This is a genomic window from Halomonas sp. SSL-5 (assembly GCF_030708455.1).
Taxonomy (GTDB): Bacteria; Pseudomonadota; Gammaproteobacteria; order Pseudomonadales; family Halomonadaceae; genus Halomonas.
The window spans coordinates 1-24,182 of record NZ_JAUYWF010000014.1 but is presented as its reverse complement, the minus strand read 5'-3'; the positions used below and the strand labels follow the sequence as shown (position 1 = coordinate 24,182).

The following is a 24,182-nucleotide window of genomic DNA, read 5'->3' as shown; positions in this document are numbered from 1 at the left end:
CCTCGCCAGCGGATGCAACGGACAGGGGGCGCAAGGGTACATGAAGGCCGGCTGGAGGGAACAGGTCCTGACCGTCATCGCCGAGATCCCGCCGGGGCGGGTCACCACCTACGGCCGCATCGCGGCCATGGCCGAGGGGGCCACGCCGCGGCTGGTGGCCCGCGCCCTGCGCGAGCTGCCCGCCGGCCACGGGCTGCCGTGGTTTCGCATCATCACCGCCTCGCGCCGCCTGGCCGACCACCCCGGTGCCGCCGAGCAGCGCCAGCGCCTGGCCGCCGAGGGGGTGCTGCTGGATGCCCGCGGCCGGGCGCCGGCGGAGCGGCTATGGCCATGAGCAGATCATAGGCACTGAACCTGCCCGAGGAGCGCCGGGGGCAGGCCGTAAAGGAGGTCCGAGGACCAAGGATGGCCGAGGTAGCGTACAGGGACGTATTCACAGCGCCTCCTTGAAGGCCTGTCGCCGGGTCAGCTCCGAGTACTGCCATGGTCGAGAAGGGGCAAGCCGACATAACCAACAGCCAAGGAGAGTCCATGAGCGGTTTCTTTCAGCGCCTGCAGGGCCTCGAGTCGCGCCGCCAGCAGGCCTTCATGGCGGCGCTGTGCGAGCGCCTGCTGCCCAACTATGTGCTCTATGCCCAGACCACCGGTCAGGGTAACCCGGCGGGGCTGCGCGCCATCCTCGACCTGGTGTGGGAGCGCCTCTCGGTCAGGGACGCGAGGATCGACTTCGAGCGCCAGGCCGAGAAGCTGGCCGAGCTGGCGCCGTCGGAGGATGACGACAGCTTCGGGGCGCGGCGTGCCACCGAGGTGGTGGCGGCGCTCTCGGCACTGCTCGACACCCTGCAGGGTGAGGCGCCCGAGGCGGTGCTGGAGGTGAGCCGTGCCTCCCGGGGGGGAGTGCGGGCCTTCATCGAGCTGACCGAGGGCGAGGAGGACGGCGAACGCCTGGCCGCCCTGGTGCGCGAGCATCCGTTGATGGCGGACGAGAACGACTTCCAGGACGCGGTTCTGGAAGCCGCGGAGCAGGGGCCCCTGGATCGTGACGCCCTCAAGACGCTGCGCCGGCTGGGGCGCAACGAGGGCGTCAGCAACCTGGGCCTCTCCGCCGAGGAGTAGTGCCTACAGCCGCATCTCGATGCCGCGTTCGGCCATGTAGCGCTTGGCCTCGGGGATGGTGTACTCGCCGAAGTGGAAGATGCTGGCGGCGAGTACCGCGTCGGCGCCGCCGTCGATCACGCCCTCCACCAGATGGTCGAGGGTGCCGACCCCACCGGAGGCGATCACCGGCACGCTCACCGCGTCGGCGATGGCGCGGGTCACGCCCAGGTCGAAGCCGGCCTTGGTGCCGTCGCGGTCCATGCTGGTCAGCAGCAGCTCGCCGGCACCGTATTCCACCATCTTCCTTGCCCACTCCACGGCATCCAGGCCGGTGGGGCGGCGCCCGCCGTGGGTGAAGATCTCCCAGCGCGGTGCCTTGCCCTCGGCGGAGACCCGCTTGGCATCGATGGCCACCACGATGCACTGGCTGCCGAAGCGTTCGCTGGCCTCGCGCACGAACTCCGGGTTGGTGACCGCGGCGGTGTTGATGGAGATCTTGTCGGCACCGGCGTTGAGCATGGTGCGGATATCGTCGCAGGTGCGGATGCCGCCGCCCACGGTCAGCGGAATGAATACCTCGCCGGCGATGCGCTCGACCATCTCCACCGTGGTGTCGCGGTCCTCGTGGCTGGCCGTGATGTCGAGGAAGGTGATCTCGTCGGCGCCCTGCTGGTTATAGCGCTGGGCGATCTCCACCGGGTCGCCGGCGTCGCGGATGCCGATGAAGTTGACGCCCTTGACCACGCGGCCGGCATCGACATCGAGGCAGGGGATGATGCGTTTGGCGAGTCCCATGTTCAGCTCCCGGCTCGGTCGAGCCCTGCAGTCAGTTCATCGCACAGCCGTTGGCCCTCGGCCAGGTCCAGGCTGCCCTCGTAGATGGCGCGTCCGGTGATGGCGCCCAGGATGCCAGGCTCCTCGGCGGCCACCAGGGCGCGCAGGTCGTCGAGGTTGGTCACCCCGCCGGAGGCGATCACCGGCAGGCCGCCGTCGCGGGCAAGCGCCGCGGTGGCCTCGACGTTGACGCCGTTCAGCATGCCGTCCCGGGCGATATCGGTGTAGACGATGCTCGAGACGCCGTCGTCGGCGAAGCGCTTCGCCAGGTCCACGGCCTTGACCTGGGAGACCTCGGCCCAGCCGTCGGTGGCCACATAGCCGTCGCGGGCGTCCAGGCCGACGATCACGTGGCCCGGGAAGGCGCGGCACATCTCACCCACGAACTCGGGCTCCTTGACCGCCTTGGTGCCGATGATCACGTAGCTGACCCCGGCCGTGAGGTAGTGCTCGATGGTCTCGGCGGAGCGGATGCCGCCGCCGATCTGGATCGGAAGCGTTGGGTAGCGGCGGGCGATGGCGGTGACCGCCTCGCCATTGACCGGCTTGCCCTCGAAGGCGCCGTTGAGGTCCACCAGGTGCAGGCGACGGGCGCCGGCGGCGACCCAGCGCTCGGCCATGGCCACCGGATCGTCGCCGTAGGTGGTGGCATCGTCCATGCGGCCCTGCTTGAGGCGCACGCACTGGCCATCCTTGAGGTCGATAGCGGGAATTACCAGCATGTCAGTGTCCTGTTGATCCGTGGTCGGGCGGCGCGGGATGGGCCCGGTCGACCGGGCTTGGTTCAGGGCGCCCAGTTGACCCGGGCGCGGCTTAGGGCGCCCAGTTGACCCGGGCGCGGCTTAGGGCGCCCAGTTGACAAAGTTCTCGAGCAGCTTGAGGCCGGCCCGCGAGCTCTTCTCGGGGTGGAACTGCACGGCGAAGGTGGCGTCGCGGCCGATCGCCACATGGGCCTGAACGCGTCCGTAGTCGGTGGTGCCGAACACCGTGGCTTCATCGCTGGCCGCCACGTAGTAGCTGTGCACGAAATAGAAGTGCTCGTCCTGGTCGATGCCTTCCCACAGCGGGTGCTCGCGCTGCTGGCGCACCAGGTTCCAGCCCATATGGGGGACCTTGAGGCGCTGGTTCAGGTCGTCGCGCATGTCGGCGGGGAAGCGCTTCACCTCGCCGCCGAGGAAACCCAGGCAGTCGATCCCGCCATTCTCCTCGCTGTGGTCGAGCAGCATCTGCTGGCCCACGCAGATGCCCAGCAGGGGCTTCTCCTGGCTGGCCAGAAGCTCCTCCACCAGGCCGCGCAGCTCGGTCTTTTCCAGCTCGCCGAGGCAGTCGCGAATGGCGCCCTGGCCGGGCAGTACCAGGCGGGTGGCGCCGAGGATACGGCGCGGGTCGCGGGTGACCACCACGTTCTCGTGGGTGACGTGCTCCAGTGCCTTGGCGACGGAATGCAGGTTGCCCATCCCGTAATCGATGACGGCAATGGTCATGGGATGCTCCTCGTGGGGTGGTACGTGGGCCTCACAGGCTGCCCTTGGTGGAGGGCATCTGGCCGGCCATGCGCGAGTCGGTCTCCACGGCCATGCGCAGGGCGCGGCCGAAGGCCTTGAAGATGGTCTCCGCCTGATGGTGGGCGTTGAAGCCCTTCAGGTTGTCGATATGCAGGGTCACCATGGCGTGGTTGACGAAGCCCTGGAAGAACTCCCAGAACAGCTGGGTATCCAGGCGGCCCACGGCGGCGCGGGTGAACTCCACATCCATGAACAGGCCGGCGCGACCGGAGAAGTCGATCACCACCCGGGAGAGGGCCTCGTCGAGCGGCACATAGGCGTGGCCGTAGCGACGGATGCCGCGCTTGTCGCCGATGGCCCTGGCGAAGGCCTGGCCGAGGGTGATGCCGAGGTCCTCGACGGTGTGGTGATCGTCGATATGCAGGTCGCCCTCGGCCTTGATGTCGAGATCGATCAGGCCGTGGCGGGCCACCTGGTCGAGCATGTGGTCGAGGAAGGGCACCCCGGTCTCGCAGTCGAGCCTGCCGCTGCCATCGAGGTTGACGGTGACGCTGATCCGGGTCTCCTGGGTGTCACGGCTGACCGTGGCGATACGCTCGGACATCGATGCTTCTCCAGCGCCTGGGCGCATGTCGAGGCGGACCGCTGGAGCAACGGTCCGCAGAAAACGAGGGTGACGGCGGGCCTAGCCCGCGGTCGGAAAACTGCCATTATAGAGAATCGCCGACCCCATCCGCTACAATGCCCCCATCGTGCGGCGGCGACACACGCTGCCCCGGCTCAGGAGACCCATCTATGCCGGTGACTCTGCACCCCGTCGATCGGGGCGCCTGGGAAGCGGACGACCAGGCCCGAACCGATCTCGCCAGAATCTATGCCGACGCTCCCGCCGAGCGTCTGCCCTCTCCCGCAGATGCCTTTATAGAGGACCACCTGACGGCGGGGGGCGCCTTCCTCTGTGCGCGCTTCAATGATCGCCTGATCGGTGCCGTGGCGCTGCGCGACGACGGTATGGCGTGGTGGTTATCGCACTTCTGCGTGCGCAAGCCGACTCGCCGCAGGGGGGTCGGCTCACGCTTGCTGACGCTGGTCGGCGAGGCCGCCAGCGTCGAGGGCAAGCCGCTGCGCGCGGAGCTGGCCCAGCTGCAGATGGCCGATCAGCTGATGCTCTCGCGGCTCGGCTATCGGCTCGATCGCAGCGGGGATCATTATGAGCTCGTCTTCCCCGGCTGCCACTTCAAGGAGTCGCCACGATGAAGCGCCTGCTGAGCACCCTGCTGGCCGCCATCGGCATCCTCGCGGTGCTGGCCGTGGGGGCCGTGGTCTACGTTACCACCTTCCTCGATCCCGAGGACCTCAAGCCGCGGCTGGAGGAGGTGGTGCAGGAGCGGATCGGCCTGACCCTCTCCCTGGAAGGGCCCATCTCCTGGTCGTTCTACCCGCGCCTGGGGGTCGGCGTGGAGCAGGCCGAGGCTTGGCTGCCCGAGCAGTCGCCCGGCGAGGATTCGGCCTTCATGGCCTTTCGCCGCGCCGAGGTCAGCCTGGCCGTCACCTCGCTGCTGCGCGGCGAGGTGGCCATCGATGGCATGACCCTGGATGGTCTGCGCCTCAACCTGTCCCGCGACGAGAACGGACGCGGCAACTGGGAAGCGCTGATGGAGCGCTTCGCCGCCGGCGACGACTCGCCGACGCCGGCCAACGCCTCCTCGGCGCCGGTTCCCGGCGGTGGCGGCGGGCCCACCGTGGCCTTCAATATCGCCAGCGTGGAGGTCAAGGACGGCGAGGTGAGCTATACCGATCGGGCCGCCGGCCATTCGCTGCGCCTCAAGGGGCTCTCGATCACCGGGCGCAACGTCAATCCGCGCCGCTCCTTCCCCTTCACGGCGGGCTTCCAGCTGCTTGGCCATGACACCCCGGCGGGCGTGGACGACACCGTGCCGCGGCTGGCCAGCGAGGTCACCATGCAGGGGCGTCTCGCCCTGGCCCTCGCCGAGCGCCGCTATACCCTCGAGGACCTGACCCTCGCCACCCGCAACCGGCTGGCCGGTGTGGAGAGCCCACAGCAGCTGGAGCTGAGTGGCAAGCGACTGGTGGTCGACATGGCCGAGCGCCACCTGCGGCTCGAGCCCGGCACCCTGAAGGCCACGCTGGCACACCCCTCGCTGGGTGACACGCCGCTCTCCCTGGCCATGGACTTCGCCCTGGAGTCCGACCTCGCCGCCGGCAGCGCCCGACTGCGGGACCTGACGCTGAGCGGTGACGATGGTCTGCGTCTCAGCGGCAACCTCAACCTCGCCGGCCTCTACGAGACCCCCCGCTACGATGGTCAGCTGCGCCTGGCGCCGCTCTCGCTGCGTCCCTGGCTCGAGCGCTTCGACAGCCTGCCGGCCACGGCCGACCCCGAGGCGCTGAGCGACGTGGCGTTGACCACTCCCCTGCAGGGCGACCTCGAGCGGGTGGATCTTACCGGCATGACCCTGGTGCTCGACGGCAGCACCTTCACCGGACGCCTGGCGGCGGGCCTCGACGGCCATCGCCTGGACGCCGAGCTCCAGGGGGACAGCCTGGACCTGGATGCCTATCTGCCGGCGTCCCCGGGGCAGGCGCCGGACGCCGCCGGCCTGGGGCTGCCCGGCGTGGCGCGGGCCTTCGCCCAGGACGAGGTGCAGGCGCTGCTGCCCGTCGAGTGGCTGCGCGAGCTGGCGCTGGACACGAGCCTGAGCCTGAGCAGCCTGCGGCTTGCCGGCCTGGACTTCCGCGACGTCGCGTTGCGGCTCGCGGGAAGCGACGGGCGGCAGCGGCTGGTGTCGCTGGAGTCGGCCTTCTACGAGGGCAGCCTGACCGCCGATGGCGAACTGGACCTGACCCGCGAGCCCATCGCCTGGCGACTGGCACCGCGCCTGGAGCGGGTGCGCGTCGCTACCCTGCTGGAGGCGCTGGGCGAGGGCGAGGAGCCGGCGCCGCTGCGTGGCCGCGCCTCCGTCGAGGGGGAACTGACCACCCAGGGCAACGCCTGGCCGGTATTGAAGCGTGGCCTCAATGGGCGCCTCGCCATGCGCCTGGATGACGGCGCCATCCTCGACGTCAACGTCTCCCGGGAGCTGTGCAGCGCGGTGGCGACCCTGCAGGGGGAGCAGACCCAGCGCGAGTGGGAGGCGGACACCCGCTTCGAGCGTGCCGAGGCCACCCTCAGCGTGCGCGATGGCGTGGTGGAGAGCGATGACATCATCGTCACCCTGCCGGGCATCGATGTGGGCGGCGAGGGCACCCTCGACCTGACCAGCGAACGCTTCGACCTGCGTGCCGCAGCGCGGGTGGTGGATACCGCCGACCTGGCCTGCAAGGTCAATCCTCGCCTCGAACGCCTGCCCCTGCCGGTGCGCTGCGAGGGCAGCCTCGGCGGCGACAGCGCCGAGTGGTGCCGCTTCGATCGTGAGGGCTTCACTGCCGCCATCGGTGAGGCACTGCGTGAAGAGTTGGGCAGCCGCGCCGGTGACGAGGTGGAACAGCGACTGCAAGGCGCCCTCGACAAGCTCGAGGAGCGCGTCGGCGAGGACGCCGGCAGGGAACTCCGCGACGCTCTCAAGGGTCTCTTCGAATGAGCAAAGTCAGTCCCTGCGTCGGCCCGGTGCCGGCGCCTTTTTTTGAGCCGCAATGACCGATACTCCGTCGCCCGTACTCGCTCCCGCGACCTTCCAGCGGCGCCTGCTCGACTGGTTCGACGCCCACGGTCGCCACGACCTGCCCTGGCAATGCCGGCGCACGCCTTACCGGGTGTGGGTCTCGGAGATCATGCTGCAGCAGACCCAGGTCGCCACCGTGATCCCCTACTTCGAGCGCTTCATGGCGCGCTTTCCCGATGTGCAGCGCCTGGCGGCGGCGGAGCAGGACGAGGTGCTGCACCTGTGGACCGGGCTCGGCTACTACGCCCGAGGGCGCAATCTCCACAAGGCCGCCCGGGTGGTGGTCGACGAGCATGGCGGGGAGTTTCCGGTCCACAGCCTCGAGGCGATGGCGGCCCTGCCCGGCATCGGGCGCTCCACCGCCGGGGCCATCGTCGCCCAGAGCGAGGGACGCCGCGCGGTGATCCTCGATGGCAACGTCAAGCGCAGTCTCACCCGCCTGCACGCCATACCAGGCTGGCCGGGGCGACCCGCGGTGGAGCGCCGATTGTGGGCGCTGGCCGAGCACTACACGCCCCACGAGCGCCTGGCCGACTTCACCCAGGCGATGATGGACCTGGGCGCCACCCTGTGCCGGCGCGGCACCCCCGAGTGCGGCCGCTGCCCCTTCAACGATGTCTGCCTGGCCCATGCGCGCGGCGAGGAGCGCCGCTTTCCGGAATCGAAGCCGAAGAAGGCGCTGCCCACCCGAACCACCCGCATGCTGCTGCTGCGTGATGCCCGTGGGCGGGTGCTGCTGGAGCAGCGCCCACCCTCCGGCCTGTGGGGCGGGCTGTGGAGCCTGCCCCAGTTCGATGATGCCCCGGCGCTCGAGGCCTGGCTGGATAGCCATGCGCCGGGCAGCGAGCTCGCGCCCGCCCGGTCCCCCTTCACTCATGTCTTCAGTCACTTCCGCCTGGAGATCACCCCCCAGCCGGCGCGGGTCGAGCGCCTCGATGCGATCGGCGAGACGCGCCGCTGGTACGATCCCGATAACCCCGATGCCGTGGGCCTGGCGGCCCCGGTGAAGGCGCTGCTGGCGAGCCTGGCGACCTTCACCCTGGACACGCCGCCGGGACCCTGAGTCCGCCTTTGCCAAGGAGTCGTCCCATGAGCCAGACCGTGTTCTGTCGCAAGTATCAGCAGGAGCTCGAGGCCCTGCCGTTTCCCCCGCTGCCCGGCAAGAAGGGGCAGGAGATCCAGGCCAGCGTGTCACGCAAGGCCTGGGAGGAGTGGCAGGCCCTGCAGACCCGCCTGATCAACGAGAAGCATCTCAACATGCTCGATCCGTCCACCCGGGAGTACTTGATGGAGCAGATGGAGCGCTTCCTGGACAACCGCGAGACCGATCATGCCGAGGGCTATGTGCCGCCCTCATCTTGATGAAAAGAAAGGGGTTGACGAGAAAGGCCAGCTGGGGTTTAATACGCACCGTTGGCAAGGGGCCAGATAGCTCAGTTGGTAGAGCAGGGGATTGAAAATCCCCGTGTCGGCGGTTCGATTCCGTCTCTGGCCACCACGCTGCTGGGGTATAGCCAAGTGGTAAGGCACCGGTTTTTGGTATCGGCATTCCCAGGTTCGAATCCTGGTACCCCAGCCATCGCCAACCTCGTTTTCGAAAGACCGTGGACTCGAGTTCACGGTCTTTCTCGCTAAGAGGGCCTCGTCCTCAAAGCCGTTGCAAGTGCGGCAGCTGCCGGCATAGCTCAGTTGGTAGAGCAACTGACTTGTAATCAGTAGGTCCCGGGTTCGACTCCTGGTGCCGGCACCATTTAAAGCCTTGTTTTTCAGTACTTTAGAGCGATAACTAACCGTCCATTGTGGCGGTTTTTTTGTGCGCGTCAACATTGTGTCGACCGAGATGCGCGACAGGGTTTAACTTTACCGCTTCCTCCAGGTGGTCAGGCGCGAAGTGAGCATAGCGCATGGTCATGGTAATGGACTGGTGGCCCAGGATGCGTTGGAGGATCAGGATGTTACCGCCGTTCATCATGAAGTGGCTGGCGAAGGTATGCCGGAGGACGTGAGTCAACTGGCCGGGGGCAGGGCCAATCCCGAGATCCTTGATGGCCGATTGAAAGGTTTTGTAGGCATTGCCGAAGAGGCGACCTACTGCACGACGCTGGCGAAGCTGGCCGACCAGGGCCGAGGAAATGGGAACGGTACGCTTCTTGCCGGACTTGGTTGTCTGGAAGGTGAGGCGACCCTTGCGGACTTGCCCCGAGCGTAGGGTCTGGGCTTCACTCCAGCGGGCGCCAGTGGAGAGACAGACCAGGGTGATGAAGTAGCAATCCCGATTAGGCTTGGCCTTGAGGTGAGCCAAGAGGCGGCGGACCTGGTCGAGGCTGAGGAAGGCCATTTCGGTCTCATCGGTCCGCACCTTGCGGACATTGGCAAGGGGGTTGGGGCCTTGCCAGAGGTCGAGGTGCTGGAGTTCAGAAAATACGGTCTTCAGGTAAACGTGTTCGTGGTTAACCGAGGAGGGTTTGACCTCCTGGAGGCGACGGGTCCGGTACTCGGCCCAGTCCTGAGCGGTAAAGGCATCGGCACGGGGGTTGTCGAGGGCGGCTCAGAGGTTACGGAGTGAACGTAGGCGATCAGCTGACGATCACGGGTGGGTCAGTTTTGTTGGCCACTGGGCCAGTTCTGATGGCCATTGACAGGCTGGGACTTGATTGACGCTTGTCATGGCCCCAGAGGACCCGGCACTTGATTCAGACTGGGGACCCCTTGTCGCGACCAGAGCAATGCCTCGGCTATCGGAATTCCGCCAGGGCTGCTTCGAGCGACGCCTGCTGACGCTCTTCGTACAGTGTAATCTCGTCGATAACAGCCCCCTCCAACGCCGCTTGGAACTGCGCTTGGTTCGACTGGGCGGTGTATTCGTCGCGGGCATCATCGCCCAGATTGGACTGGAAAATTCCGGCTGCGCTGACTGGTAGGAAATCTTCGTAAATCATTGGACTTGCGACGAGTGCACCCGCCTCGACCAGTGCCTCCACATCGTCATCCGGGTTGGCTTGCACGCCTGGTACAGCAAAGTATTGATAGAAGGCGAGCCCTTCACGTCGGAGGATATCGTGATCATCGGGGAACCCCTCAAAGACCGAGTCAAGCTGGGCCTGATGGCTATCATTATCCGCTGCACTGCCTTGCTGGCGGGATTCAGCAAGCAGGCGATCGTAGAGTTTGCGTCCTTTATGCGTCAGTGCCACACCTCTCTGTTCGATCTCTCCAAACCGTGCGGTGTGTTGCCCCTCTTCGTCGTCGGCAAAATCAATTGTTTCCTCGAGCGCCTTGAAGCTGGTCTGGCGCAGCAGAATGGGGCACCGGCGACGAGGGGGGCCCTCGATGATCGTCTTGGGGTCGATGCCGACCTGGCTCATGCGGCGCTGAACTTCATCAATATCAAGGGTGCGTGGGGTCAGGTGGTTGATATGCGGGCCACGGAAGCAGACGACATCGGCAATGAGCCGATGCTCGGCACTCAGCGCACGATATGTGGACAGGTCAACGGTGGCTTGTCGGTGCCAGCGGAATGTTTCGAGAGCTTCGTTCACGAATCGGTTCGCCTGGTCTGCATTCAAGCCGCCCTGGGTCTCTGCAGTCGCGACCAGTTGGCGGGCTGTCGGTGTAAAAATGTCCCGAGCCGCGAGAATCTCCGAGGCCCGGTCGCGCAACTCGGTATTTTCAATCAACTCCATGCGCAGCAGCGAGGTGAACACTCGGAACGGGTTGCTATTGAGCGCCTTGTCATCCAACGGCCGGAATGCGGTGGAGTGGACCGGTACGCCGGCCATCGATAGATCGTAGTAGCCCACCGGATGCATGCCCATCACTGCGAACAGCCGGCGCAACATGGCCAGCTCCTTCGCGGTGCCCACGCGAATGGCGCCGTGACGCTCGACATCCAGCCGAGCCAGTTCACCACTCTGGTCAAGTTCCATCGCCAGGGTCGGGTTGGCATCGAGGACCTCTCTGTTGATCGTCTCGACCAACTCGATCAGGGTGCCGTACTGCGGTACCTCCTGGCGGTACATCTCAGACATGGCATGGGAGAACATGTCGCGAATCTGGTCCTGAGGGAGCCACTGGCTCATTGTTGTCTCCTCACTGGTGGGGCTGGGGCGAACGATTACGTTTTAGCATCTCCGGTTCCCGCACCCTTAGCAACCGGTCACCATGGTAGTGTCATCCTACCAGTCCCACTACCGCCAAATCTTCCACGTGAGGATTCGACGGTAGTTGTCTTAAGCCTGCCCATCACGAGCCTAGCTGTAAGGCATGCCCTACGGAATGAACAGTGTAACCTGGCGTCAAGCCGCGATGCCTGGCGTGTCGTCTACACCCCCGTGTGATCTGCATCATTTCCGTTAACTACCTCAATTGAGTGGGACGGAAAAGGCGTGTATCAAGGATGAGGGCGAGAGTGAGAGGAGCCGACAGTCGGCGCGAGCTAAACTAAAGTCGGATATCGACCCTCTCCCCCGCACAGTACGCTGCACATGATTTGCGGATAAAATGACTGCACAGCGGACAATCAAGCCGGATTTAGGAGGCAAACATGAAAACGTTTCTCAAGGCGCTCTCTGCCGCCACCTGTGGTGGGGCCGTGGCGATGGCCCTCTCGGTGTCCACCGCGCATGCTGAGGAGTGGCCCACCGACGACGTGCGCCTGGTGGTGCCCTATGCCCCGGGCGGAACTACCGACGTGCTTTCCCGCCGCGTGGCGGACCTGCTCCAGGACGAGATCGACGCCAACGTGATAGTGGAGAACCGCCCGGGTGCAGGCTCTACCGTGGCGACCGGCCGTCTTGCCCGCGGCGGACGCGATGCCGATCACACCATCCTGATGGCCTCCCCAGGCCATACCATCGGCGCCGCTATCTATCCCAACCTTGCCTATGATCCGGTCGAGGACTTCGTGTTCATCCAGAACATGATCGATATTCCCAACGTGATGGTGGTGCCCGCAGATAGCCCCTACAACAGCGTGCTGGAGTTCGTGGAGGCGGCTAAGGAGCAGAACATGACCTTCAGCCATAGCGGCGTGGGCAGCTCCATCCACATGTCGGGCGAACTGTTTAAGACACTAACCCAGACCAACATGACCGCAGTACCCTTCGCCGGCAGCGGGGCTGCCCTGCCGGCGCTGCTGGGGGGCGATGTGGATGTCTCCTTCGAGAACATGCCCACCGTGTTCTCGCACATTCAATCCGGCGACCTGAAGGCACTGGCGGTGACCTCCGCCGAGCGCTCCGAGTACCTGCCCGAGGTGCCGACCCTGAAGGAGATTGGCGAGCACAACCTCGACCAGTTCGTCACCACCGCCTGGTTCGGCCTGATCGCCCATGAATCCTTCCCGGAAGAGGCGACCGAGACCATGCAGGAGGCTCTGAACAAGGTAATGGAGCGCGAGGAGTTCCTGAGCTTCGTCGAGCAGCTGGGGGCCGAGCCTGGCACCGTCGCCGGCGACGAGTTCAAGGCCTTCATCGCTGATGAAGTTGCCCGCTGGGACAAGGTGGCGGCCGAAGCCGGTATTCGCCAAGAGTAAGTCATTGGTTAATACATAGCTGGTGAGGCGAGGGCCCGGCCCTCGCCTCAATTGGTTTCCATGTCGAGAGATTCACGTGGAGAGGGTATCCCCGATGACGAAGTCTCGCTCGACCGGCGGCACGCTGATCAAGGACCCGTGGGACGTGGTCGCGGGTGCAGTGCTGCTGGGCTTTTCCTTGCTGTTGCTTTTCTACCTGGTGCCCAACTATATCGGTGAACCCCCCATCCTGCAGAACCCGATGATGTCGCCGCGCTGGTTACCGACGATCGTCGGCTGGCTGTTGCTGGTGTTCTCACTGCTGATGATGATCCAGGGGGTGCTGGTCGCCGACGATGGCGAGGACAGCGGGCGCCGCTTCGAGCGTGGTCCCTGGCTGCGCTTTGCCCTGATGGCGTTGGCACTGGTGGTCTACGTTGGCCTGTTCGAGATGCTGGGCGCGATCATCAGCGGCATTCTCGCCACCCTGATACTGTTCATCGCCCACCCGGTGCGTGTCTGGTGGGTCTACGGTCTGGCCATCGCCTTCCCGGTAGGCGTATCTCTGCTGTTTACCGAGGTCATGAACGTACCACTGCCGATGATGCCGCTCTGAAGGGCTGGCACTCACTGAAGATCAGGTGACATATGGAAAACTTTACGGAAGTGCTGCAGCTCTTCTTGGCCACCGAGAATTTCCTGGCGATTGCCATCGGCGTGGTGATTGGCGTGACGGTCGGCTCCATTCCCGGTCTGACGGCGACCATGGCCGTGGCCCTGGCACTGCCCTTTACCTTCTCCATGGAGCCGGTGGCGGCGATCCTGCTGCTGGTGGGCATCTACAAGGGGGGCATGTATGGCGGGTCGATCACCGCCATCTTGATTCGTACCCCGGGCTCGCCGGCGTCTGCCTGTACCCTGCTGGACGGCTATCCCATGGCCCAGCAGGGCGAAGCGAAGAAGGCGCTGAAGATGGCGCTCTACTCCTCCGTGATTGCGGACTTCATCTCCAACATCGCGCTGATCTTCTTTGCCGCCTACCTGGCGAAGATCGCCCTCAACTTCGGGGCGCCGGAGTTCTTCTGGCTGATCTGCTTCTCGCTGACCATCATCATCTCGCTCGCCAGTGGCTCGATGATAAAGGGCCTGATTGCGGCACTGCTGGGGATCCTGCTCTCGCTGGTAGGACTGGATTCGGTGTTCGGCTCGCAGCGGCTGACCTTCGGCAACTACAACCTGATGGACAGCATCTCGTTCATCCCGCTGTTGATCGGCCTGTTTGCCATCCCGGAGATCATCGAGTTCTATCGCAAGAAGGTGGTACCCCACCTGACCGCCAAGGCCAGTGGCGCCGGCGTATCATGGGCCGAACTCAAGCACAGCCTCAAGAGCATCATTCGTGGCAGCCTGATCGGGGTGGCCATCGGTGCGATTCCGGGCACCGGGGCCACCGCCGCCGCATTCATCTCCTACAGCGATGCCAAGCGCCGCTCGCCCCACCCCGAGCGCTTCGGCAAGGGCGAGGTGGAAGGCGTGGCCGCCTCCGAGGCGGGCAACAACGGCGTCGCCGGGGCCACGCTGATCCCGCTGCTTTCATTGGGGATTCCGGGGGATGTGATCACGGCCATCATCCTGGGCGCCTTCATGGTTCATGGCCTGACACCCGGCCCGCTCATGTTCCAGGAGAACCTGACCCTGATCTATGCGTTGTTCCTCGGCATCATGCTCAGTTCGGTGATCCTGCTGTTCGTGGGTAACGCGGCAATCCGCTACTTCTCGCTGATCGCCGATATTCCCAAGGCGATCCTCTTCCCGATCGTGCTGATGTTCTGCGTGTACGGGGCCTATGCGGTCAACAACGACACGTTCGACGTCTGGCTGATGCTGGCCTTCGGGCTTCTGGGCTATGTGTTCAACCGTACCGGCATTCCCGCGGCCCCTTTCCTGATCGGCTTCATTCTGGGACCGATGTTCGAGGACAACCTGCGGCGCTCGCTGCTGATCGGCTCCAACGACCTGTCCATCTTCATGCGTGGCCCGATCACCTGGTTCTTTATCGCCCTGACGGTAGGTTCCATCCTGCTGGCCCTCTATCGGTTCATGACCTCGCGGCACAAGGCGAAGCGGCGCGCGGACGACCCAGGGAAGGGGGCGTGACTGGCCTGGCATCGCCATCCTCGGCGATCGGCCTGTGGCCCACGCGATGGACCAAGGGTTAAGCAAAGCGAGTTGGCCACCCTGCGGGGCCGGCTCGCTCGTTACCAGGGAGGGGATTGAACCATGAGGGCGAGCAGCAAGCGGGCACTGGCGAGCCGCTGGTCGAGCCACCTGCTCGCCGGCGTGGGCGTGCTGGCTGTAGTGCATCTGCTGAGTGGCGCAATGCTGGCCGCGAACCTGGCGCAATTGCTGCTGGTGGTCTTTCTGCTGCTGGGGTGGCCTCGTTTCAGTTCGATGGCCCGCCTGTTGGCGTTGGCCTGTATTGCCGTGTCGCTCTTCGCACTGTGGCGTCTCCCTTCACCCTGGGTGGTGCTTCATGAGGCGGCGGGTGGCTTCGTGTTCCTGGCCGCGTTCATGACGGCACTGTCGCTGCTGCGCCTACCGGCCTACCGTTCGCGGCTCATACGTCGCTGTGGCCAGAGCCTGCTGATGCAGCCGCCCACCTGGCGCTACCCGATGCTCTCGCTGGGCTCTACGCTGTTCGGCATCGTGCTCAACTTCGGCGTGTTGAACCTGTTCATGTCGATGATCGACAAGGCCAATACCCTCGGCTCGGCGCAGGGGCGGGTGTGGCTGCAGGAAGTGCGCCGCCGGCGCATGCTGGTGGCCACTTTGCGAGGTTTCACGCTGGCGCCGCTGGTCTCGCCGCTGGGTATCGGTGTCGCGGTGGTTCTGGGCAACCTTGAGCCTCTGACCTGGATAGAGCTATTTCCCTATGTGCTGATGTCGGCCATCGTGCTGTTCCTGCTGGGCTGGGCCTGCGACCAGGGGGCAGGCCCCCGCCCGCGAGCCGGCGCAATCGTCAGCGAACGGCCCTCGCTGATGCCCCTGGCGGCCTTCAGCGTGCTGCTGCTGGCCCTGGTGACGCTGGTTTTTGCCCTCTCTTCCTGGCTCTCGCTGCGCCTGCCTCAGGCCGTGTTGATCGGTGTGCCGCTGGGGGCCTGGGTGTGGCTGGCCTGGCAGTGTCGCCGTGTTGGCCCTGCCGGCGTGGGGCCGGCCACCACCCTGCTGGTCCGTCGCCTGCCCGATGTGCTGGGCGGGATCGGTAATGAGGTGGTGGCCCTGGGCTCGGGCGCCTACCTCGGCTATCTCAGCGTGGCGCTGCTCGATCCCGCTCAGCTGGAAGGGGTATCGACCCTGCTGGTCGCCCTCGGCAGCTGGTTGCCGGTACTGGCCCTGCTGATGGTCGTGGTGCTTGCCCAGGTCGGGATCAATCCGATCATCAGCGTGACCTTCCTGACCAGCATGGTCGCCCAGGTAGGGCTGGAGGGCGTGTCGTTGCCCCTGTTGGGGGCGGCCCTGCTGGCGGGGTGGTCGTTGACCATGGTGTCGTCGCCGTTCACGGCGGCGATGATGATCATGTCACGCTTCACCGGCATGACGGCCGGACAGATCGGCCTGCGCTGGAACGGTGCCTTTGTGGCGGCCTCGCTGGCGATGGCCGCCGTGCTCTTTCGCTTGGCGAGTTGAGTGGGCCGATGCCTCACCCCACGGTGACACCGCCGCAGACGTAAAGCGTCTGGCCGGTGATGTAACTGCTGCGGGGGTCGCAGAAGAAGCTGACTGCCTGGGCCACATCCTCGGGTTGCCCCATGCGTTGCACCGGGATGTTTTCGATGATGCGACGCGCGCGCTCGGAGTCGGGGGGATTGTTGTCCCAGAATGCCGTGGTGGCGATGGGGCCCGGCGCCACACAGTTGACCGTGATGGCGTCGGCGGCCAGCTCCAGCGCCCAGGTGCGGGCCATGGCCTGCAATGCGCCCTTGGTGGCGCTGTAGAGGGTGCGAGCCTCCTTGCCCAGCACCACGCGGCTGGCGTTCATGACGATGCGCCCCTGGCCGTGCCGACGCATGCCGGGAAGGAGAGCCTGAGTACACACCAGGGCGGAGCGTACGTTGAGGTGCATCAGCGGATCGAAGTCCTCGACGCGGGTATCGTCGAGCAGGGCGGGGCGGACCACACCAACATTGTTGACGAGACACGTCACCGGGTGGGCATCGGCAATCGCTTCGACCAGCTGGCGGGTGGCCTCCGCGTCACCGAGGTCGACCCGGTGGGCATCGGCTTGCAGTGACTCTGCCTCTGGGGTCTCGATGTCCAGCACGATGGTGCGATAGCCATCTTGCTGCAGGCGCAGCGCAATGGCCTGGCCGATATTGCGGGCCCCGCCAGTGACGACGGCACAGGGGTCAGACATGGGGAAATCCTTCCGGTTGAGGGGCAAGGGAGTGGCGAGAGGGGGGTGATATCAGAATGTTCGTTTCATGTACAAGTGTACGCATCAAGTCCATTGTCCGCGTCTGACCATCGACACCAAGGCGACCCTTGTCGCCACGGGATGGGACGCCGAGTGAAAGGGAGAAGTCCATGAAGACATCTTGTCGGGGTGTCGTGATCGGTGCCGGGACCATGGGAGCGAACCTGGCGAGATTGATCCTCCGCAACGGTATGGCGGTGACGGTGCTGGATATCGACTCCAGTGCCCTGGCGCGGTGTCGCCAGGCCTTGCACTCGGAAACGGGCAGTGGCGAGCAGCCTCGCTTCGTCAGTGACTGGGCGCAGGTCGGCGCCTGTGAGGTCGTGGTGGAAAGCGTCACCGAAGACTTGACGCTCAAGCAGCGTGTGCTGAAGGAGGCGGAGCGACATGTCGGTGACGCGACGCTGCTCCTGACCAACACCTCGGGGCTTTCCATCGATGAACTGGCCGAGGTGCTGACCCACCCCGCGCGATTCATGGGAGCGCACTTCTTCAACCCCGCCGACCTGATTCCGTCCGTGGAAGTCGTGCCGGGTCGATCCACGTCGGATGCATGCGTGGAGCGCGCGTCCGAGTGGTTGAGACAGCTTGGCAAACGACCTGCCGTACTCAGGCACTGCGTGCCGGGCTTCGTGGCCAACCGCCTCCAGCATGCGCTGATGCGGGAGTGTCTGGCCTTGCTGGAGCAGGGGGTGATCGATGCCGAAGCGCTGGATGATCTGGTCCGCTACTCCATCGGCATTCGCCTGGCCATCAATGGGCCGCTGCGACAGCGCGACCTCAATGGTCTGGATACGCATCTCAATATCGCCCGCTATCTCTATGATGACCTGGAGAATCGCACCACGCCGGGCCCACTGCTCGAGAGTCTGGTGGAAGAAGGGCGCCTGGGCCGCAAGAGTGGGCGTGGCTTCCATGAGTGGCCTGAAGGCAATGCCGAGGCCTACGCTCGGCATGAGCGGATGCTCCTCGAGCGCCTGCTTGCCATTTTGGACGACGAGTTGGAGTGAGAGGGAAGCAGGGGAGCAGTCGAGGATCGACGGTTACCCTTGTGCCTCACGGATCATGTTGCGTGAGATGATCACCTGCTGGATCTGGGTCGTTCCCTCATACAGACGGAAGAGCCTGACGTCACGGTAGAACCGCTCAACGGCGTATTCACTGATATAGCCGGCTCCGCCATGGATCTGGACGCCCCTGTCGGCGACGCGGCTGCACATTTCCGTGGCAAACATCTTGGCACAGGAGGCTTCGGTGCCGACGTTCAGCCCTTCGTCTCGCTTGCGCGCGGCATCCAGAACCATGCACTTGGCGGCGTAGATCTCGGCCTTGGAATCGGCCAGCATGCCCTGAATCAGCTGGAACTCGGCAATGGCACGGCCGAACTGCTTTCTCTCCATGGCGTAGCGGAGGGAGTCCTCCAGTACGCGCTCGGCAGCCCCGACAGCGATGGCGGCGATGTGTAGACGGCCCTTGTCGAGGACCTTCATGGCGGTCTTGAACCCGACACCCTCCTGCTCGCCAATCAAAGCGCTGGCCGGAACCCGGACATTGTCGAAGATCACATCGGCCGTGTGGGCGCCTTTCTGGCCCATCTTCTTGTCGCGCTTGCCGATGGTGATCCCTTGCGTGGTGGCATCCACGATGAAGGCGCTGATCCCCTTGGCACCCTTGATCTCGGGGTTGGTGCGAGCCATCACGGTAAAGATGCCGGCGTGCGGGGCATTGGTGATAAAGCGCTTGGTACCATTGATGAGGTAGCCATCGCCATCCTTGACCGCCGTGGTCTTCAGCGACGCGGCATCGGAGCCGGAGTCGGGCTCGGTCAGGCAGAAGGAGCTGAGAATCTCGCCGCTGGCCAGCCTCGGAAGGTAGGTGGCCTTCTGTTCGTCGGTGCCGTCAAGCAGGATGCCGATGGAGCCTATGCCATTGTTGGTGCCGATGAAGGAGCGGAAGGCCGGGGAGGTCCTGCCGAGTTCGAAGGCGATGTTGACCTCCTCCTCCATCGTCACCTCGAGACCACCAAACTCCTCGGGAATGGTAAGACCGAAAAGTCCCATATCACGCATCTGCGAGGCGATATCCGCGGGGATCTCGTCGGTCTCGGCAACCTCTTCCTCCCTGGGAACGAGAACCTCGTTGACGAAGCTCCGAATGGAGTCAAGCAGGATCTGCAGGGTTTCCTGGTCGCGTATCATGGCGTTTCCTCTTGGAGGTGGTCGTCCGGTAGCCGGCACTTGATGTGGTTCAAGAGATTTGCGTCTGTATGTCGTTGACCAGCTGCACCAGTCGTGGGCCGATGGATTCCTCGAGCTTCTCGCGCGAAATCTGAAACTCGGGCCCACCGCAGTTGAACGACAGGATGCCCAACTGTGGATGGTTCAGGGGGACCGCAACCGCGTTGACCTTGCGCTGCCATTCGCCGATCGACAGGCAGTAGCCATAGTCTGCGTAGTCGCGGAAGGCACGCTCCAGGGCCCTGCGTATGCTCGGCCATTCATCGGGATGGTTGTCCCGGATATGCCCCATCAGCACCTCGGCCTCTTCGCGTGGCATGGCGGCCAGGCAGGCGCGACCGGCCGAGCTCTGGTAGATGGGAAGGCGCGTCCCGATCTGGCGGCGGATCGTCGAGCGCAGGGCGCTCTGCACGACGTCCAGGTAGACCATATCCAGCCGGTCGCGGGCCGACATGGCGACGGTGGCCCCGACCTCATTGGCGAGGTTGATCATGAGGGGTTGCGCCACCGACCGTATGGGCAGGTTGGAGATCATGGAATAGCCGAACGACATGACCCCCACGTCCAGCTGGTACTTGCCCTTGGGCAACGGCCGAAGGTAGCCGAGTTTGGCCAGCGTATGGGTCAGGCGGCTGATGGTGGGGCGGGGTAGGCCCGTCTTTCTGGCCAGGTCCAGGTTGCTCAACGTGCTGTCGCGAGGCGTAAAACACCGCAGCAGTTCGAGCCCCCTGGCGAGTGCCGTGACGAACTGACGGTCCTTCTCCTGCTCGCCAGACGCATTGATCGGGTCAAGCATGACGTTGAAGTCGCTCTGGCTATCGGGCTTGTTCACCGAGTCACTCTCCGGTCCCTGATGGCATGTCGGGATAGTCTGGTCAGGGCCGAGGAGGATGTCAATATTTCAAAACAAATGTCTGCACTGCAGTCTTTTATATGTGTGCATTTTCTGCCGTCGCCTAGGGAAGAACTATCTTAATTATTTGATAAATAATATTTTTCATTTGTCGTGCGTAGTGCTCATTGACATTTCTCAGCGTGGCTGTGTAACGTTCCATTGTTTATAGCAAAATTAATGTCCGCAAAGCGGACATTAAGTGTTCGAGAGTCTCAGCATGAGCGACAAGCAGCACCCATCGGAGGTCTTTCTGGAGTCGTTGGCAGAGGGTGTGGCGGTGGTCGTTATCAACCGCCCCGAGGCCAAGAATGCCCTCAACGCCGTCGTCAGACGCCAGCTGGCCGAGCAATTCTCGTCTCTGGGTCAGCGTGATGAGGTGCGGGCCATCGTGGTGACGGGGGGAGACCAGGCCTTCGTCGCCGGTGCCGACGTCAAGGAGTTTGCTACGGCATCACCGACCGACATGTATCTGCGCCACAACGAGCGCCTCTGGGACCCCATCGCCCACTGCCCGAAGCCGGTGATTGCGGCCGTCAACGGATTTGCTCTGGGCGGTGGCTGCGAGTTGGCTATGCACTGCGACATCATCGTGGCGGGCGAGTCGGCCCGGTTCGGGCAGCCCGAGGTCAAGCTCGGCTTGATGCCGGGGGCCGGTGGTACTCAGCGCCTGGTTCGCGCCGTGGGCAAGTTTCAGGCGATGCGCATCCTGATGACGGGCTGCATGATCAAGGCACCCGAAGCCTTGCGTATGGGCCTCGTCAGTGAAGTTGTTGCCGATGACGAGACGCTAAAGCGTGCCAAGTCACTCGCACGCGAGATCGCTGCCATGCCATCCCTGGCGGTGGAGCAGATCAAGGAAACGGTGCTCTCCGGCGCGGATCTTCCCCTGGAGAGTGCTCTGGTACTCGAGCGGAAGGCCTTCCAGATGCTGTTCGACACGACCGACCAGAAGGAAGGAGCTGCCGCTTTTATCGAGAAACGCAAACCGCACTACTGGGGAGAGGCGTAATGTCCATGCTGCCGAATCGACTGGGAGTCGTGGGTACGGGTGTCATGGGGGCGGGTATCGCTCAGATCGCTGCCCAGGCCAGTCTCGAGGTTACTCTTTTCGACAAGCGTGAGGGGGCGGCGGTCTCGGCTCGAAATGGCTTGCAAGCCACCTTCCAGAAGCTTGTGGGCAAGGGCAAGGTGTCACGTGAGTCTGCCGATGCTGCCCTGTCCCGCCTCAAGGCTGTCGAGACCATGGAGGGGTTGGCGGAGTGTGATGTGGTGGTCGAGGCGATTGTCGAGGATCTGGGCATCAAGCGGAGCCTGTTTTCCGATCTCGAGAGCATCGTCTCCAGTGACTGTATTCTGGCGACCAACACCTCATCGCTGTCCGTCACCGCGATCGCTTCAGGCTTGAAGCTTCCGGGCAGGGTGGCTGGCTTCCACTTCTTCAACCCCGTACCGCTCATGAAGGTCGTCGAGGTCATCGGTGGCACCGATACCGATGCAGCGGTGCTCGATAACCTGCTCGAGCTGACCAGCCGGCTGGGACATACCGGAGTGCGTGCCAAGGACACCCCCGGGTTCATCGTGAACCATGCCGGGCGTGCCTACGGCACTGAGGGATTGAAGCTCCTCGAAGAGAATGTTGCCCCTGCCGACGATATCGACCGAATCCTCAGGGAAGGCGCCGGGTTTCGGATGGGGCCTCTGGAACTGTTCGACCTGACTGGCCTCGATGTCTCACACCCTGCCATGGAGTCAATTTTCGAGCAGTTCTATCATGACCCTCGCTATCGGCCCTCCTATCTCTCACGCCAGATGCTGAGCGGCAATCGTCTTGGCCGCAAGACGGGCGTGGGCTTCTATCGGTATGAGAGCGGAAAAAAAGTCGGCGAGCTTGCCCCTCAACCGGTACCCGGGGTGAGTGATTTTCCGCCTGTCTGGTTGGGCTGCGGCGACGACGCCGTGCGTGAGCAAGTCGCGTCTTTGCTCGAGGGGCTGGGCTGCCGGCTGGAGCACTCCGACCTTCCCTCCGAAGACGCGCTCTGCCTGCTGGTACCCTTTGGCGAGGATGCCACCAGTGCCAGCACACGCTTTGGCGTCGACCCCGCTCACACCGTATGTCTTGATGCCCTGACGGATCTTGGTGCCCACCGAACCCTGATGGTGACCCCGGTCACGCGGCAGGATATGCGTGACGCGGCGCATGGCCTCCTGGCATCGGATGGTGTTGGCGTCACGATGATTCGTGACAGCGTGGGGTTCGTGTCACAGCGGGTACTCGCTGCGATCGTCAATCTGGCCTGCGAGATCGCTCAGCGTGAGATTGCCACCCCCGCCGATATCGACAACGCTGTGAGACTGGGGCTCAACTACCCTCAGGGTCCTCTCGCGTGGGGAGATCGTCTGGGACCGAGTCGGCTGCTGGCGATTCTTGAGCGAATGAGTGTACTGACGGGGGACCCGCGCTATCGCCCCAGTCCGTGGCTGCGCAGACGTGCGATTCTAGGCATATCACTGTTGCACCAGGAACCGTCGATTCGCTGAACTCGGAGTATTTGTGATGTTTGATAAACTGGGGGGGGAGTGCTGATGGGTGCGCTGACGGGGATACGTGTACTGGATTTAAGCCGGGTGCTGGCGGGCCCCTGGTGCAGCCAGATTCTGGCTGATCTGGGTGCTGATGTTGTCAAGGTCGAGCGCGTGGGTACGGGTGATGATACTCGGTCCTGGGGGCCGCCCTTCATGAAGGACGAGCAGGGTGAGGACTCGCAGGAAGCCTCGTACTATCAGTCCACCAATCGTAATAAGCGCTCCGTGGCTGTCGATATTGCTAGTGAAAAAGGGCAGGAGATAGTGCGTGCTCTGGTCGCCGAGAGTGATGTGCTGATCGAAAACTTCAAGGCGGGATCCTTGAAGAAGTATGGACTGGATTACGAATCCCTCTCCAGCCTCAACCCGCGGCTTGTATATTGTTCCATTACCGGCTTTGGCCAGACTGGCCCGCGTGCACAGGAACCCGGCTATGACTTCATCATCCAGGGGATGGGCGGGCTGATGAGCATCACCGGGGAGCGTGACGGGCTTCCCGGCGGAGGCCCACAGAAGGTAGGGGTTGCCGTGACTGACGTGATGACAGGCTTGTACTCTGTCATTGCCATTCAGGCGGCACTCCTTGCCCGTGAGAAGACCGGAAAAGGGCAGCATTGCGATATGGCACTCCTGGACGTTCAGGTTGCAGCTCTGGGAAACCAGAGCCAGAACTATCTGAGCACCGGTGTTTCCCCAGGTCGCTACGGCAATGCGCATGCCAATATTGTTCCCTATAACTCCTTTCATGCAAGTGACAAGGACTTCATTATCGCTTGCGGTAATGATACACAGTTTTCAGCACTCTGCAGCGCCATTGGCCTGCCAGAGCTTTCCAGCGACCCAAGGTTCCTGAAAAACGAGAATCGCGTGAGAAACAGGGAAGCGATCACACAGATTCTGTCTGACCATTTCAAGCGTGATACTGCCGAAGTCTGGGTGGAGCGAATCAGCAGGGTCAAGGTGCCGGTTGGGGTAATCAATGATGTTGCCGGCGCACTGGCGGAGCCTCAAGTGGATGCCCGTGGAATGCTTGTCAATATTCCTCATCCCATGAATCCGGACTTCAAGATGGTCGGGAGTCCGATACACCTCTCCGATACTCCGGTTTCTTACAGGAATCCTGCACCGCTACTGGGGCAGGATACCGACTCTGTCCTGGCCGAATACCTTGACTTCACCCCGGATGCTCTTTCAGCGCTGAAGAATGAAGGCATCCTGGGTTAGAGATTCCGTTCTTTTGATACTGCCACCCATATGGGGGAAAGATGAAAGTACTCGTCGCGATCAAACGCGTCATCGACTACAACGTCAAGATCCGCGTCAAGCCGGATAACTCCGACGTCGACCTCACCAACGTCAAG

The 24,182-nt window shown here is 63.9% G+C and carries 23 protein-coding genes, 3 tRNA genes and 1 pseudogene; 18 read left to right on the top strand and 9 right to left on the bottom strand.

Translation table 11 applies throughout. From position 1 onward, the window contains the following. Positions 1-40 precede the first annotated feature (40 nt). Together RAN53_RS15325 and RAN53_RS15320 are read left to right on the top strand one after the other, a co-directional pair. Positions 41-334: an MGMT family protein gene (locus tag RAN53_RS15325; RefSeq protein WP_305797666.1), complete on the top strand. Its 294-nt coding sequence runs from the start codon at positions 41-43 to the stop codon at positions 332-334. A gap of 197 nt (positions 335-531) precedes the next feature. Next, on the top strand, positions 532-1,116 hold the full coding sequence (locus RAN53_RS15320) for a YjaG family protein (protein ID WP_305797665.1): 585 nt from the start codon (positions 532-534) through the stop codon (positions 1,114-1,116). Positions 1,117-1,119: 3 nt separating this feature from the next. On the opposite strand, the gene hisF is transcribed toward RAN53_RS15320, so the two are convergent. The 4 genes from hisF to hisB form a co-directional block, all read right to left on the bottom strand. Beyond that, a complete protein-coding gene (hisF, locus tag RAN53_RS15315) occupies positions 1,120-1,893 on the bottom strand; it encodes an imidazole glycerol phosphate synthase subunit HisF (protein ID WP_305797664.1) in 774 nt (257 codons plus the stop codon). A 2-nt stretch (positions 1,894-1,895) separates the two neighbouring features. Beyond that, positions 1,896-2,654 carry a 1-(5-phosphoribosyl)-5-[(5-phosphoribosylamino)methylideneamino]imidazole-4-carboxamide isomerase gene (hisA, locus tag RAN53_RS15310; protein ID WP_305797663.1) on the bottom strand — a complete coding sequence of 253 codons (759 nt, stop codon included), beginning with the start codon at positions 2,652-2,654 and terminating at the stop codon, positions 1,896-1,898. Positions 2,655-2,774: 120 nt separating this feature from the next. Continuing rightward, positions 2,775-3,416, bottom strand: coding sequence for an imidazole glycerol phosphate synthase subunit HisH (gene hisH / locus RAN53_RS15305; protein ID WP_305797662.1), 642 nt, complete (start codon positions 3,414-3,416; stop codon positions 2,775-2,777). Between the two features lie 31 nt (positions 3,417-3,447). After that, positions 3,448-4,041 (bottom strand): imidazoleglycerol-phosphate dehydratase HisB, encoded by a 594-nt coding sequence (gene hisB / locus RAN53_RS15300; RefSeq protein WP_305797661.1) that lies wholly within the window; start codon positions 4,039-4,041, stop codon positions 3,448-3,450. Positions 4,042-4,232: 191 nt separating this feature from the next. Between hisB and RAN53_RS15295 the strand changes: the two genes are divergently transcribed. The 7 genes from RAN53_RS15295 (at position 4,233) to RAN53_RS15265 (ending at position 8,870) form a co-directional block, all read left to right on the top strand. Further along, positions 4,233-4,694: an acetyl-CoA sensor PanZ family protein gene (locus tag RAN53_RS15295; protein WP_305797660.1), complete on the top strand. Its 462-nt coding sequence runs from the start codon at positions 4,233-4,235 to the stop codon at positions 4,692-4,694. Beyond that, the gene (locus tag RAN53_RS15290) at positions 4,691-7,039 is read left to right on the top strand and encodes an AsmA family protein (RefSeq protein ID WP_305797659.1); all 2,349 of its coding nucleotides are present in this window, start codon (positions 4,691-4,693) and stop codon (positions 7,037-7,039) included. The genes RAN53_RS15295 and RAN53_RS15290 overlap by 4 nt, the downstream gene beginning before the upstream one ends. A 52-nt stretch (positions 7,040-7,091) precedes the next feature. Continuing rightward, positions 7,092-8,183, top strand: a complete 1,092-nt coding sequence (gene mutY, locus RAN53_RS15285) for an A/G-specific adenine glycosylase (RefSeq protein ID WP_305797658.1) — start codon at positions 7,092-7,094, stop codon at positions 8,181-8,183. 26 nt (positions 8,184-8,209) lie between these two features. Further along, entirely contained in the window at positions 8,210-8,482 is a 273-nt protein-coding gene (locus tag RAN53_RS15280; protein ID WP_305797657.1) for an oxidative damage protection protein, read from the top strand. 60 nt (positions 8,483-8,542) lie between these two features. After that, positions 8,543-8,618 (top strand) — tRNA-Phe (locus RAN53_RS15275). Positions 8,619-8,624: 6 nt separating this feature from the next. Then, positions 8,625-8,699 (top strand) — tRNA-Gln (locus tag RAN53_RS15270). A gap of 95 nt (positions 8,700-8,794) precedes the next feature. Further along, positions 8,795-8,870, top strand: a tRNA-Thr gene (locus tag RAN53_RS15265). Between the two features lie 36 nt (positions 8,871-8,906). Here RAN53_RS15265 and RAN53_RS15260 read toward each other — a convergent pair. Then, a complete protein-coding gene (locus RAN53_RS15260; RefSeq protein ID WP_305797656.1) occupies positions 8,907-9,458 on the bottom strand; it encodes a tyrosine-type recombinase/integrase in 552 nt (183 codons plus the stop codon). Between the two features lie 397 nt (positions 9,459-9,855). Beyond that, positions 9,856-11,199: a VOC family protein gene (locus RAN53_RS15255; protein ID WP_305797655.1), complete on the bottom strand. Its 1,344-nt coding sequence runs from the start codon at positions 11,197-11,199 to the stop codon at positions 9,856-9,858. A gap of 464 nt (positions 11,200-11,663) precedes the next feature. Between RAN53_RS15255 and RAN53_RS15250 the strand changes: the two genes are divergently transcribed. From RAN53_RS15250 to RAN53_RS15235, 4 genes are all read left to right on the top strand, one after another. Beyond that, entirely contained in the window at positions 11,664-12,653 is a 990-nt protein-coding gene (locus RAN53_RS15250) for a Bug family tripartite tricarboxylate transporter substrate binding protein (protein ID WP_305797654.1), read from the top strand. A 94-nt stretch (positions 12,654-12,747) separates the two neighbouring features. Next, on the top strand, positions 12,748-13,248 hold the full coding sequence (locus RAN53_RS15245; protein ID WP_305797653.1) for a tripartite tricarboxylate transporter TctB family protein: 501 nt from the start codon (positions 12,748-12,750) through the stop codon (positions 13,246-13,248). Positions 13,249-13,280: 32 nt separating this feature from the next. After that, positions 13,281-14,789, top strand: coding sequence for a tripartite tricarboxylate transporter permease (locus RAN53_RS15240; protein WP_305797652.1), 1,509 nt, complete (start codon positions 13,281-13,283; stop codon positions 14,787-14,789). 123 nt (positions 14,790-14,912) lie between these two features. Next, on the top strand, positions 14,913-16,319 hold the full coding sequence (locus RAN53_RS15235; RefSeq protein ID WP_305797651.1) for a hypothetical protein: 1,407 nt from the start codon (positions 14,913-14,915) through the stop codon (positions 16,317-16,319). Positions 16,320-16,332: 13 nt separating this feature from the next. Here the strand turns inward: RAN53_RS15235 and RAN53_RS15230 are convergent, their stop codons facing one another. Continuing rightward, positions 16,333-17,046 (bottom strand): SDR family NAD(P)-dependent oxidoreductase, encoded by a 714-nt coding sequence (locus RAN53_RS15230; protein WP_305797650.1) that lies wholly within the window; start codon positions 17,044-17,046, stop codon positions 16,333-16,335. A 170-nt stretch (positions 17,047-17,216) separates the two neighbouring features. On the opposite strand from RAN53_RS15230, the gene RAN53_RS15225 reads away from it, so the two are divergent. Continuing rightward, on the top strand, positions 17,217-18,116 hold the full coding sequence (locus RAN53_RS15225) for a 3-hydroxyacyl-CoA dehydrogenase NAD-binding domain-containing protein (RefSeq protein WP_305797649.1): 900 nt from the start codon (positions 17,217-17,219) through the stop codon (positions 18,114-18,116). Positions 18,117-18,149: 33 nt separating this feature from the next. On the opposite strand, the gene RAN53_RS15220 is transcribed toward RAN53_RS15225, so the two are convergent. Further along, the gene (locus RAN53_RS15220) at positions 18,150-19,304 is read right to left on the bottom strand and encodes an acyl-CoA dehydrogenase family protein (RefSeq protein ID WP_305797648.1); all 1,155 of its coding nucleotides are present in this window, start codon (positions 19,302-19,304) and stop codon (positions 18,150-18,152) included. 49 nt (positions 19,305-19,353) lie between these two features. After that, positions 19,354-20,175, bottom strand: a complete 822-nt coding sequence (locus RAN53_RS15215) for an IclR family transcriptional regulator (protein WP_305797647.1) — start codon at positions 20,173-20,175, stop codon at positions 19,354-19,356. Positions 20,176-20,455: 280 nt separating this feature from the next. On the opposite strand from RAN53_RS15215, the gene RAN53_RS15210 reads away from it, so the two are divergent. From RAN53_RS15210 to RAN53_RS15195, 4 genes and pseudogenes are all read left to right on the top strand, one after another. Further along, positions 20,456-21,247 carry an enoyl-CoA hydratase gene (locus RAN53_RS15210; protein WP_305797646.1) on the top strand — a complete coding sequence of 264 codons (792 nt, stop codon included), beginning with the start codon at positions 20,456-20,458 and terminating at the stop codon, positions 21,245-21,247. Then, positions 21,247-22,776, top strand: a complete 1,530-nt coding sequence (locus tag RAN53_RS15205; protein WP_305797645.1) for a 3-hydroxyacyl-CoA dehydrogenase — start codon at positions 21,247-21,249, stop codon at positions 22,774-22,776. The genes RAN53_RS15210 and RAN53_RS15205 overlap by 1 nt, the downstream gene beginning before the upstream one ends. Positions 22,777-22,821: 45 nt before the next feature. Beyond that, positions 22,822-24,045 carry a CaiB/BaiF CoA-transferase family protein gene (locus RAN53_RS15200; protein WP_321169829.1) on the top strand — a complete coding sequence of 408 codons (1,224 nt, stop codon included), beginning with the start codon at positions 22,822-22,824 and terminating at the stop codon, positions 24,043-24,045. 41 nt (positions 24,046-24,086) lie between these two features. Further along, positions 24,087-24,182: pseudogene (locus RAN53_RS15195) on the top strand (electron transfer flavoprotein subunit beta/FixA family protein); the annotation flags it as partial.